Annotated in this window: 11 protein-coding genes; 2 read left to right on the top strand and 9 right to left on the bottom strand. The window is 48.1% G+C overall.

The genetic code is table 11. The features are described from left to right. Positions 1-483 precede the first annotated feature (483 nt). Genes ACO0U8_RS19665 through ACO0U8_RS19650 form a run of 4 tightly spaced genes read right to left on the bottom strand, consistent with a single transcriptional unit; the run spans position 484 to position 5490 of the window. Positions 484-1866 (bottom strand): MFS transporter, encoded by a 1383-nt coding sequence (locus tag ACO0U8_RS19665; protein ID WP_122096434.1) that lies wholly within the window; start codon positions 1864-1866, stop codon positions 484-486. 28 nt (positions 1867-1894) lie between these two features. Continuing rightward, positions 1895-2875, bottom strand: a complete 981-nt coding sequence (locus ACO0U8_RS19660) for a hypothetical protein (RefSeq protein ID WP_122096435.1) — start codon at positions 2873-2875, stop codon at positions 1895-1897. Further along, entirely contained in the window at positions 2872-4014 is a 1143-nt protein-coding gene (locus tag ACO0U8_RS19655; protein ID WP_421671456.1) for a hypothetical protein, read from the bottom strand. The genes ACO0U8_RS19660 and ACO0U8_RS19655 overlap by 4 nt, the downstream gene beginning before the upstream one ends. 48 nt (positions 4015-4062) lie before the next feature. After that, on the bottom strand, positions 4063-5490 hold the full coding sequence (locus ACO0U8_RS19650) for a bifunctional 2-methylcitrate dehydratase/aconitate hydratase (RefSeq protein WP_122096437.1): 1428 nt from the start codon (positions 5488-5490) through the stop codon (positions 4063-4065). A gap of 80 nt (positions 5491-5570) precedes the next feature. Here ACO0U8_RS19650 and ACO0U8_RS19645 point away from each other — a divergent pair, with 80 nt between their 5' ends. Next, the gene (locus ACO0U8_RS19645; RefSeq protein ID WP_390973231.1) at positions 5571-5732 is read left to right on the top strand and encodes a hypothetical protein; all 162 of its coding nucleotides are present in this window, start codon (positions 5571-5573) and stop codon (positions 5730-5732) included. 216 nt (positions 5733-5948) lie between these two features. Then, positions 5949-6836, top strand: a complete 888-nt coding sequence (locus ACO0U8_RS19640; RefSeq protein WP_136375270.1) for a LysR family transcriptional regulator — start codon at positions 5949-5951, stop codon at positions 6834-6836. 163 nt (positions 6837-6999) lie between these two features. Here ACO0U8_RS19640 and ACO0U8_RS19635 read toward each other — a convergent pair whose 3' ends face one another. The 5 genes from ACO0U8_RS19635 to ACO0U8_RS19615 all read right to left on the bottom strand — a co-directional run bounded on the left by ACO0U8_RS19635 (position 7000) and on the right by ACO0U8_RS19615 (position 10989). Beyond that, complete coding sequence (locus tag ACO0U8_RS19635) at positions 7000-8214, bottom strand: acyltransferase family protein (protein WP_421671455.1); 1215 nt, start codon at positions 8212-8214, stop codon at positions 7000-7002. A 191-nt stretch (positions 8215-8405) separates the two neighbouring features. Further along, positions 8406-9242: an MBL fold metallo-hydrolase gene (locus ACO0U8_RS19630; protein WP_217202697.1), complete on the bottom strand. Its 837-nt coding sequence runs from the start codon at positions 9240-9242 to the stop codon at positions 8406-8408. Positions 9243-9252: 10 nt separating this feature from the next. Further along, entirely contained in the window at positions 9253-9579 is a 327-nt protein-coding gene (locus ACO0U8_RS19625) for a hypothetical protein (protein WP_217202696.1), read from the bottom strand. Between the two features lie 43 nt (positions 9580-9622). Beyond that, complete coding sequence (locus ACO0U8_RS19620) at positions 9623-10189, bottom strand: peptidylprolyl isomerase (RefSeq protein WP_136377489.1); 567 nt, start codon at positions 10187-10189, stop codon at positions 9623-9625. A gap of 17 nt (positions 10190-10206) precedes the next feature. Beyond that, positions 10207-10989 (bottom strand): alpha/beta fold hydrolase, encoded by a 783-nt coding sequence (locus ACO0U8_RS19615; protein ID WP_421671454.1) that lies wholly within the window; start codon positions 10987-10989, stop codon positions 10207-10209. Between the last annotated feature and the right edge of the window lie 237 nt (positions 10990-11226).

Below are 11226 nucleotides of genomic sequence, written 5' to 3'. Positions count from 1 at the left end.
GAACCTGTGAAATTACCTTCCCCAGCGTGTTCTGTAATAAGCCCCTTTCAGCCTCATATCGGGTATGCCATTGCTCTTCATACTCCACAACAATGATCCTACGCATTTTTTACTCCGGTTAACTTCTTTGAGGTTTTACTAAACCATCATTTATGTTGATAGCATGATTTGATGTCCGCTTCTGGCACATAACTGACAGCCCTTATAGATGTGACGATAATAGCGATCACCAAATGCACGGGACTACTCAAATCAGTTTTATTTAACCAGTTTTAATTGGTGGTCATTCTGGTGGTCTTGACAGGGAGAGTTTTCAGATTTAGCTTTCATATTAGCCAGTTACTGGCAAAGGCGATCCCAGTCAGAGGAGCCAAATTAGAAAAGCCCGCTTAAGGAAACTTAAGCGGGCTTTTTGCTTTTCATGCCCGGCTACTGAAGAAACCCTCGCCGCTGAACAATGCAGCCGAATGTCTGTCCAGTTTATTACCGGTGCAGGCGTAACATGCTTGTGAAAGTCGATAATGCGGAGATAAGGCACGCCAGCCCAAAGACATAGACGCCAAACTGCGCGCTCGCGTGCCCCGTCAATCCGTTTAAAAGTGCAATCACCATTGCCACCAACGCCGCACCAATAGATTGTCCGGCAGTTCTGGCGGTCGACAATACCCCCGAGGCCGTTACTGTTCGATTCCCTGCGACATTGGAAAACATCTCTTTGTTGTTCGGCGGCAAGAAGAGTCCATAACCCACCCCACACACCGCCACACGCCAAAGAAAATCATTCACCGTCGCCGCTTCCGGCAGCAGAGCCAGAGACCCTAAACCCAGGCAGAAAATCATCACGCCGACCGTCGATATCTGAGTAGGATTTAAACGGTTGGACAACCTGCCAGCGACCGGGGCACAGATTGCAACGGCAATTGGCCACGGTGTAAAGATGAACGCCGATTCCAGGACAGAATAGTGATAGGCATGCTGCAGTACAAAGGGCAAACCGACCAGCGCCATCCCCTGAGCCACAAACATTGAGACAGAAGAGATCACCGCGAAGCTATATCTCCGGGAACGAAATATATCGAGAGGCAGCAGCGGGTTCTTTGAACGCGTCTGCGCTTTAAGAAAGATGGCGATCAGCGCCACCGATGCGACGCCACAAAGTATCAGTATGCGGCTGTCCCAGCGTCCGATTTGATCAACAGCCATGACCATCAGCCCTAAGGCGGCGGCGGAAGTGATAGCGCCTCCCCAATCGAAGCCTTTTTCCCTCTCGGTATCGACGCCCAAAGAGATAAGCGAGAACACAATGGCAAGTACGCCCAACGGGATATTGATATAGAACAACCAGGGCCAGTCAAGATAGGAGATGATCAGGCCACCTAACGCAGGACCAATGGCCGTACCCACCGCAAATGCCAGCGCATTCAGCCCTAAAATGGTTCCCAACGCATTCGGCGGAAAGATAACGCGGTAGAGACCCAACCCGACACTGATCATCACCGCATAACTCACCCCCTGAAGGACTCGCATGGCCACCAGCATGCCAAAGGTCGAGGAGAGGCTGCAACCCAGCGATGCCAGCGTAAACAACACCATGCCCGCCGTGTAGAAGCGCCGCTCCCCTATCCTCGAACCCAGCGATGCACAGATCAACATCGTTGCAGCGCTGGCAACCTGATAGCCGTTGGTCACCCAGATGACAGAGGCCGAATCCACCTGTAATGCTTCGGAAATAGTGGGTAAGGAGATATTGACGATGGAACTGTCCAGCGCCGCCATTATCACACCAATCAAAATGGCCGCAGCTGCCATATAGCGCCTTGGGGCCTCAAATCCTTGTTCTAAGGTACTGCTGCTTACCAACGACATATCCTTAACATCCTATATTGAATGGGAATCACGCACAGAGGCTTTCAGTCTCGGCACTCGGCCCTTCGAGGTAGGTCAGCAGACCCAGCATCAACACTTCTTCGGGGCTGGCTACAACGGGAGAACGCGGTGCTTTCCAGGGTTGTTTGCTGCCGTTGATCCGGATACTTCTCAGGAAACAATAGGTCGTGAGGACATAGAACCGGTTTCGCATACTTTCCCCCATCAGCGGCAGCAGACCTGAAATACCGCCTAACTCCGGGATCTCGCTGAGGATGCTGCCGTAGTCTGGCTTCGCCAGCACAAACATCAGTGCATCAGTCATGGGGACCATTTTGACGGCATCTTTCACTTCGGCCGCCAGTTCATGCCAAAACGAAAAGGCAAATCGGGAGAAGCCGAAAAGCGGGTCAAGCCCCCTGACCGAAAAATCAGGGTCGATGAAGCGGGTCTGAGCGTGTTCCTCGTTATAAAGCACATTGCCAAAATGAAAATTGAAATGGGCTTTTTCTACCGATCTGAACTCTTCGGTTCTGGCCAGTTCCAGAGATTTTTCGAAAACCTCCCTTGCCGTTATGCAAAATCGCGCGCCATTAAGCAGAATAGGTTTATCAAACAGCTCGTGTGCAAAACGCGTACCTTCCCACTCTTCCAATAATCTGGCGGGCATATCATGGGTCATCGTCGACGGCGCCTCTGACTCCAGGCCGATGGCTTTCTGCACGCTTTCCAGTGCATTTCTCACGATCATCCGGCGTTCAGCCAGCGACCGCTGGTCGTCGAACACGATGTTGCACAAAGGCAGGGAATCCATCTTTTCGAGAATATAAAATTGCCGCCCGGCAGCCAGCCCGTCGTGTAATACCGGAACCATCAGTTCCGGATAGATATCGTGCAACGCGCGTATCTGATCCACTTCTGCTTTCAGCTTGCCATTGAACATTTCGGACATGGCTGTCTTCACGACGAAGCCTGAACTCAAGAAATCGACTGTGTGTGAGCTTGTCATTTTTCAATCCCCTGGAAAGTGGCAACGGGCAGGCCAAGCGCGATGCTGCGCGCAACGGCACGAACAACAGCGCTATAGCCGACGGTGTTGTTAACAAACGACTGGATAATGATTTCACTCAAATTCTGGCTTGCCAGATAGGCAGGACGGAGAATGAGCAGATGATTCTTGTCTGAGAGAATCGTTGAGCACCTGCGTTCGTAAGCATACGCACGGCTCCCTAAAGGGCTTCGGGATGCCTTAACAACATGAGGATGTGTTTCGCTCACTCGCTCAATCGCCTCCTCGATGAGCCCCCTGTTCAACGCGCCGTCATCCTTTACGATAAAACGGTTTATCTGATATCCCGGCGCATGTACCGGTGCACGTAATGAAACGGTATTCACTAACGGTGCCCAGGGCATCACTTTGTCCTGACTCATGGCGATTTGTGAGAAGCTCGGACGGAGGTTGTCGCGCGCATCCTGAAGGCGGCCTTCGAAGGATCGGGTACCGAGTACACCGTTAGGCGTATCCGGATGGACGATATCGGTTTCAACCGACACGATATGCGAGGCATTGCAATTGATGGATCTCAGTGCGTCGGCCAATACGCGCAGCGAGGCATGCATCCCATTCGTCTGACACGACCCGAGGCAATACATGCCAGAATCGATCACCTGACGCTGTATCGTGCCAATATCATCGCGGGTAAGATCTTCCAGGCAGCCATAGATACTCGGCAGTTCATTAGCCTCTGCCACGCCCAGCACCACATCGGCAAGTTCTTGCATGTTACGGGCGACAGGGCTGTTCTTGTCCATGTCCAGTTTGCTGGTCGCGATAAAACCAATGTCGAAGCGACCCGTTTGCGGAGGAAGTTCTTTGGCAAGATCGCCGAAGAAAAAGTGCACCTCACGCCCGTCGATGTTGAGGGTGTTGCCATCGATAATGTTGATCTGAGACTGGATGCCGGGATGCGCTATCGCCAGACGGGCAACGATGCCATCAATCGGACCCAGTTCAGGATAATGTTTATCTAAAGAAGGCGCATTCGTGACCACAGTTTGAATCGCAAAACCATCTTTCGCCGGATCATTTTGAATCAGCAGGTTTGCGCCGATCTCCGCTCCACAACCCACCAGTATTGCTTTTTTCATTTCACTACCTCGCGCTAAAGGAATAACTGAAAGTGTTTTAGATGCGGCCTAGTCCCAGGAAAACATTCTCAGGAGGTCGGTAACGGACATGGCATCCAGTTTCGATTCACTAATCAGGGTTTCGGCCAGAATATGGGACCGGTCACCCAGCGGGCTGTCCGAAAGATTCAGATGGAATTTGGTGAGCAGCGCCTCGAAACACTCGTCACGACGACGGACATGTCCGAGCGGATATTCGATGGTTTCAGAGAGTTCCTCCGTCATTCCATGACATTTCAGAAAGAGCGCATTCGGAATGGCGCGCTTTTCTGCGTCGTAGTAGCTCTCTGTAAAGGAAGGACGTTCAGTGCAGGTAATCTTCAATCGCAGGGCATCCAGCAAAGGATCGCTGGCGAGCGGCTCGTGGAAATCCTTAATCGTCAGGTTTCCGGTTTGAAGCCCTACCGCAACCATGTACTGGAGACAGTGATCGCGATCGGCGGAGTTATTCAGCGGCCCTGATTTATCAATGATCTGAATTGCCGGACGCGTTGTCTCCACCCGCACGTACTCGATGCTTTCTGGAGAGAAACCGGCGGCAAGAATCCGTTGACGAAGATTAATGGCCGCTTCTACCGCAGTCTGGGCATGGTATTCAGCAGGGTTGGGGACTTTGAACAAGATATTCTTAATGACAAAATCTGACAGGTTACGCGACAGATTAAAGGGTTTGCCTCTCAAAACCGCATCATCGAATCCCCACCGACTCACCGTCAGCGCAGTGGGATAACCCATTTCGCCACTTTGCGCGAACAGCGCCAGTTGCAGGCCACGCGCCGTCGCGTCACCTGCGGCCCATGACTTACGCGTTCCCGCATTGGGCGCATGCCGGTAGGTTCGAAGAGAATGGCCGTCGATAATCGCGTTGGAAAGTGCACTTAATGCCTGGTCTTTTGACAAACCGAGCAGTTGAGCAGAGGCGATCGCTGAAGCCACCTTAACCAATACAACGTGATCAATACCCAGCGCATTAAAACAGTTCGACAGACACAGCACGCCATGGATCTCATAGGCGCGGATCATCGTGTTCAACACTGCCGTCATGTCAGTCGCTGGCTTATCCGCGGCTGCCAGACTCTGCCATGCTGCGGCCGCCAGGATAGCGCCCAGATTATCGGACGGATGCCCCCACTCTTGCGCAAGCCATGTGTCATTGAACTCCAGCCAGCGGATCATCGAACCGATATGAAAGGCCGCTTCGACAGGTCCTAGTCTTAGCCCGGTACCGGCAACCGGCACACCGTCCCGGCTCTTGCTGAACTGAGCAGCGCCCATCAGTTTCATACAGTCATGATCGGTAGACGCGGCAATCGCGCAACCTATCGAATCCAAAAGGCAAAAACGGGCCAGTTGTAAAGTCTCATTATCGAAAGTTGCTTGCTCATAGGCATAGTCAACCAGCTGAACCATTAGCTCATCAAACTCTGCGTGCGCCATATTTCATCCCATAACCAAAAAATGAATTATCGAAATACAAGTCATGGAGACCCAGTAATATATAAATGCAGAAAATAGATATGGATAACGAATTGATTTATATGGAAATAATTCGCCATCACAAATCTAATCCTAATTGGCATGGCAATAAAATACCAACGAATAAAATCGAGGGATTCATCGAAAATATTGATGCCGTAACAATATTCCTATTGAAAATAATGTGCTGGTCAGGGAAATGAGCTACTGAGAGGAAGTGTAAGCAGAGTCTGTTGTTATAATTCACAATTCAGAATTAATGTCTGTTTGAAGAGTAATAATACTGACCCGCCCTTAACGTGGCCAAAAAGTGATCGGACCTGCATATCCAGGGAGGTTAAAACATAGTGACAAACTTATTAATACAGAATATAAATAATTGTTGTGACGGTGAACTAATTTTTAGCATGAGGTCTCAAATGAAGCTAAGTGAACTTCTTGCGTTCGTGACAGTCGTGGAGACAGGGAACATAACCCAGGCAGCCGAACGTCTTAATCGAGTGCAGTCGAGTATTTCCCACCGAATCAGGAGCCTGGAGGATAACCTGGATGTCACCCTATTAGATCGAAAAAACGATGGATGCTCACTGACTGCGCAAGGCCAGATACTTTATGACTACGCGCTTAAAATATTGAACCTTGCAGATGATTGTAAAAACAACATTTCCCACTCTAAAAGTAGTCAACTTAATATACGTATTGGCATTATAGAATGTTTGCCACCCTATATTGTCACTTCACTGATCGATTTAGGACATGATTTGGGTTGGAACATAGATATTTCAATTGGAAATACCATAAGCTTACTCAGCGCTTTTGATCAAAACGAGTTTGATGCGGTCATCATCGGCGCAGGTTTTTCAAATACCCAACATGCACGTTCCATATTACTCTCCAGTGAACTGGTCATTATCACTGAGAAAGATTACCCAACCATAAAAGATATCTCGAGTCTGGATGGCGAAGTTTTTTTGCTTAGCAGCAAGAAATGTGCAACCACTACCCGCAACTATAATGTTCTTTTCAGTGAAGGGCATATCACCCCTAAGCGCGTAGTCGAATGCGGATCCTATCCCGTGCTGTTCTCGAGCATTGCTGCGGGAAAAGGCGTGTCGTTAGTATTACGTTGTTCGATCAGCGGCGAAGTGCAAAACAAGATAAAAATTCACGAACTCTGTGGCCAGTTCAATGACTTCAAAATAGAACTTGTTTACCGTACCGATTCACCTTACCTGGATAGCACTAAATTCAGAGGCATAATGACCTCCGTTTTTCAGGATCCCCGACTGCACAATATCGGTTATTAACTCTTTCGGCGTAAACAGGAACAAATTCCCTATCTTATTGATGGCCACTCATCAAACAGAGGTTGAGAGCATACCTCTGGCGTATGCCCTCCCACTCAAAATATGCTAAATCTTTCGGAATAAACGCTTTTTGATAAAGAGAGAATCAATTCCCTGCCAAAGATTATGCCGGCTTACGCAGAATCAAAAACCCTTTCTTTCTGCACTTTTCCAGGATTAACTTCATCATTGGCACTTCAAAGTACTTATACAAGAATGATGCAAATGAGACGGTAAGAACTAACGCAACGACGAGAAGCATAATACCTTCCGGTAAACTGAATTTTCTCCCGGCGGTGAGATTGAGGAAATAGAAGAGCACTAAAAAATGAACCATATAAAATGCATAAGATATCTCTCCTAACCACACAGACGTTTTAGCGTTCAGCATTGTATTTCGGTTTTTTAAATCATCACCTGCAATCGAAATAATTAATAAACAGACAGGAATAATGAAAACTACACTCATACTGAATTGGTACGGGATGTACATGGATCCGATGTAAGTCACGGCAAGCAGGGCGAGCGAAGCCGTTTTCGTCAGTACGAGTGCTCGTCCGTTCATCAACAACCGTGCTGCAAACATACCGGCCAGAAACTCAAAGATACGTGATGGAGGAAAAATATACGAAATCCAAAAGTGCTGCTGTGAAATAGGAAATGCCCCCATCATCGTGTTTGGCTCAACCCAAAGGTAAATATACGTCTGAACCAATAAGGATGCCGCGGTAACGATTGTGAATCCAAGTAAATCGAATTTTTTAGGTATTGCCTTCATGACTCTAAAAAGAAAGGGAAAAGAGAGATAAAACATTGCCTCTATGCAAAGAGACCAGCTGGGTCTGTTACCTACAAAAAAATAGTGAACATCATCAACCCAGGTGTTCAATAGCAGAAGATTTGATGTCCATAGTTTGTATTGATATATGCTGATGGCACCAATAATGAACGCCATTACCAGGGTCAGACAGTGGGTGGGATAAATCTTTGCAAACCGTCGCAGGTAAAAATCACCCACGGTGTCGTTATCTTTGGCGGACCACACCATAATAAATCCGCTGAGTATGAAAAAATATGAAACACCCAGCCAACCCGCTTTACCCATGATAACAGTGAAAATATGCTGAACAGTGGGATCTGAAAATGGAGCGAGATCACTGGCCAGCGATGAGTGAAATAAAAATACTAAAAAAGCAGCCCAGAATCTGCTTCCCGTAAGCGATGGCAATTTTGGCGGTGGCGGTAATTTATCTGTCGTGATTGACTGACGACTCTCTACTTCATTTACGTCGCCGTGAATAGCATCAAGACTTATTTCTCTGTTTAATACAGGATTCATTGCGTTCCCCCTGAGGATAGGATTTTATGCCGGAAAATTTATTCATTTGTATAGCGACAATGTTACACAGGAAAAAATTAATAACGGCAAGGCAACGTCAGTGGGTCTGGTATCGCCAAAAAAGCCACGTTGCGTTGCCGGTCAGGAAATAAATTCATTTCAGAGCAGAACGTCATACCTACAGTTGTTAACTATTCGATATCGACGATCCCATATCCCGATTTACGCTTTTCAATATAACCAAATCCTTGCTCACCAAAATGCATACCACCGACCAGGATCTTGTCCAGGCTAACCCTCTCAAGCAGGTGAGTACGTGTCTCTGCCGCCAGTTGAGGATCATAGTCAAAGGCAATGGCAACCTCCGGTTTAAGCAGTTGAATATGAGGGAAATGAACAATATCACCCCAAATCAACAGACTGCTTTTGCTGCCCTCAATCCGGTACCCCGTATGCCCCGGCGTGTGACCTTTCAGCGGGATGGCAAAAACGCCGGGAAATATCTCGCCATTGTCGACCAGGCGAAGACTTTTCTGATACTTTTTAAATATACTCCGCGCTAACAGGAAATTACCTTTTATCCGGTCACTGACGGCAGCGAAATTTTCATCGTCTTCCAGATAATTAAATTCATCGCCATTGATGATCAATTCGGCATTCGAAAATACAGCTTCACCTTCTGCACTTAATAAACCGCCAATATGGTCTGGATGTGCGTGGGTGAGAAGAACGGCGTCAATATCGTCAGGTTGTATATCCAGCCTGGCGAGATTGGCAATCAGCCTGCCTCCCCATCCCTTAACACCACCTGCCCCGCTATCAATAAGAGTATTTTTTCCTTTCCTGCGTATTAAGAAGGTATTGATATGCACCGCATTGAGTTCACTGACTTGTGCGCTGCGCTGAATTTCCTCGCACTCTTGTTCATCCACATTTGAAAGCATTCCGAACCCGACCTGCAAATATCCATCGCTCACCGCTATGACCTCTGTATCGCCGAGATCTCTGGTTGGAAAATTGGCATTCATAATCTGTTCCTTAGTTCTTTGCATAAATATTACTCGCGTCAAAAGAGAAACAACGAATTCTCGCTGTGACTCCTGTCTTCTCCTTAATTAATAAATCCACCTGATGCATGAATTCATCCAGCACGGACACCGTTCGGAAAACTTCCTGCCTGAGCCTGGCTTCAAAGTAGACCGGCGTGCCAAAACCTATCTCTGCGGTGAGAACGCTGATGTGAATATTATTTTCTTTCGCTTTCAGTATCTCTTTGGCGAGAAGGGCTAAAGCGGTTGAAAATTCCGCAAAAGAATCTGCATCTAACCGATGGCTTGCAGACGTATAGAGCGTAATGCTGGGCATTTTACATCGACTCCTTCGAATGAATAATTAACCCGTGGGCGGTTTATACTGCTCTGGCAGAGACTAACCTCATGCTTTTTATGATATCCGGATTAACCACCGTGCCTATTTCAGGCTCCCCCTGGCGGAGCTTATCAATTAACTCAATGCCACGCGTGACTTGCCCAAAAGCCGTGTATTTTTGGTCTAAATACCCTGCTCTGGCGGAGGTGATAAAAAACTGATGGCTGGCGCTGTGTGGATGCCGTGATCTGGCCATGCCGACTGTACCTCGCTCGAAAGGCAGAGGATTAAATTCTGCGGTCAGCGCCGGTAATCTCATGTAATCCAGCCCTGTCTCTTTTATCGGATCACCCGTTTGCGCCATAAAACCCTCAATGACCCGGCTAAACGGCATGCCATCGTAAAATTTGGCCTGCACCAGAGATTTTATGCGTTCAACATGCCGGGGGGCTAAATCGGAAAATAAACGGATGGTGACGGTTCCCCCCTTCAGTTCCATCTCGAGGAGATCGCCCTCCTGATCCATTAACCCTTTTAATGCGGCAGGAAGCATTAAAGCACCTGCGCACAGGCTCAGGCTTGCGCCAATAAACAACCGACGATTCATAAGATTCACTCCGAGTGTTAATGCGTATCCTTCTTCTCAATAAACGAGACGATTTCATCAGTAAGCGCCTCGGGTTGCTCAAAATTCGGTAAATGCGCTGCGTCGGGCAGGGTATGCAATTCTGCATGACGCTTTTCGGCCAGCCGTTGCGCGTAGTCCGGGGGCGTAAGTTGATCCTCGCTCCCTCTCACCACAACAGCCCTTACCCCCGGAATAGTCATATCGGTCAGATCGGTATCGGCGATGGCATAAGAGCAACCCGCGAAGGCTTCAACGGTTGTCCGGTGCAGCATCTGCTTCATCCCGTCTGCGTAAGGCGAGTCGATAAATTTCGGTGTCACCCATTTGCTTAAAATTCCCATCTCCAGATGTTCGACACCGTGGTGGAATACATCTTCAGCCCTGGCTCGCCAGAGCGAAGGCGGGGCGGCATTCACAAGTGCAGTATCAATAATGATCATTCCCTTAACTCGTTTGGGTATCTTAAATCCAATCCATTGCGCTATTGTCCCGCCGATTGACACCCCTGCCACATAGAACTCATTGATTTGAAGATGATCCAGCGCCGCCACGACATCGTCTGCCAAATCTGACATTGAAAATGGCAGAGCGTCGACTGCGCTTAATCCATGCCCGCGAATGTCCAGGCGAACAACGCGATAACGTTCACTCAGACGCGGCATTTGCAAATCCCAAAGGTGCAAATCCGTCCCCAAAGAATGAAGAAGCACCACCGTAGTTGCATTTTTTTGACCCTGCACATCGACGTGCTGAGTTAATTTAAGTGGCCGAATAAACATTTAATACTCCATATTATTTTTTCAATTTCATGGAAATAAGTGTTCTCGTTATAATGCTAAATATTCAACACGATGCTCACGTTGCTATTATTAAAGTAATTCTCATCTTTGCTCTAACGGATAATTTCGATATCACTATCGAAATTATAGATACGAGCCGGATCGGCCGATCGATCGTCGAAGAGAGACTATTTCTTCCGCTCGCCTTTGTAAGCGCAAATTACCCCACGCGGATCT

It is taken from the genome of Rahnella sp. EDr1-12, assembly GCF_049206505.1.
Lineage (GTDB): Bacteria > Pseudomonadota > Gammaproteobacteria > Enterobacterales > Enterobacteriaceae > Rahnella > Rahnella rivi.
This window is presented reverse-complemented; position numbering and strand designations above follow the sequence as displayed.

What these genes read in the sequence shown, in the direction of transcription:
- ACO0U8_RS19645 (WP_390973231.1), top strand. Translation starts at nt 5,571, where the DNA reads ATGGATAACGAATTGATTTATATGGAAATAATTCGCCATCACAAATCT.
- ACO0U8_RS19665 (WP_122096434.1), bottom strand. Translation starts at nt 1,866, where the DNA reads ATGTCGTTGGTAAGCAGCAGTACCTTAGAACAAGGATTTGAGGCCCCA.
- ACO0U8_RS19620 (WP_136377489.1), bottom strand. Translation starts at nt 10,189, where the DNA reads ATGAATCGTCGGTTGTTTATTGGCGCAAGCCTGAGCCTGTGCGCAGGT.
- ACO0U8_RS19635 (WP_421671455.1), bottom strand. Translation starts at nt 8,214, where the DNA reads ATGAATCCTGTATTAAACAGAGAAATAAGTCTTGATGCTATTCACGGC.
- ACO0U8_RS19630 (WP_217202697.1), bottom strand. Translation starts at nt 9,242, where the DNA reads ATGAATGCCAATTTTCCAACCAGAGATCTCGGCGATACAGAGGTCATA.
- ACO0U8_RS19625 (WP_217202696.1), bottom strand. Translation starts at nt 9,579, where the DNA reads ATGCCCAGCATTACGCTCTATACGTCTGCAAGCCATCGGTTAGATGCA.
- ACO0U8_RS19650 (WP_122096437.1), bottom strand. Translation starts at nt 5,490, where the DNA reads ATGGCGCACGCAGAGTTTGATGAGCTAATGGTTCAGCTGGTTGACTAT.
- ACO0U8_RS19640 (WP_136375270.1), top strand. Translation starts at nt 5,949, where the DNA reads ATGAAGCTAAGTGAACTTCTTGCGTTCGTGACAGTCGTGGAGACAGGG.
- ACO0U8_RS19660 (WP_122096435.1), bottom strand. Translation starts at nt 2,875, where the DNA reads ATGACAAGCTCACACACAGTCGATTTCTTGAGTTCAGGCTTCGTCGTG.
- ACO0U8_RS19655 (WP_421671456.1), bottom strand. Translation starts at nt 4,014, where the DNA reads ATGAAAAAAGCAATACTGGTGGGTTGTGGAGCGGAGATCGGCGCAAAC.
- ACO0U8_RS19615 (WP_421671454.1), bottom strand. Translation starts at nt 10,989, where the DNA reads ATGTTTATTCGGCCACTTAAATTAACTCAGCACGTCGATGTGCAGGGT.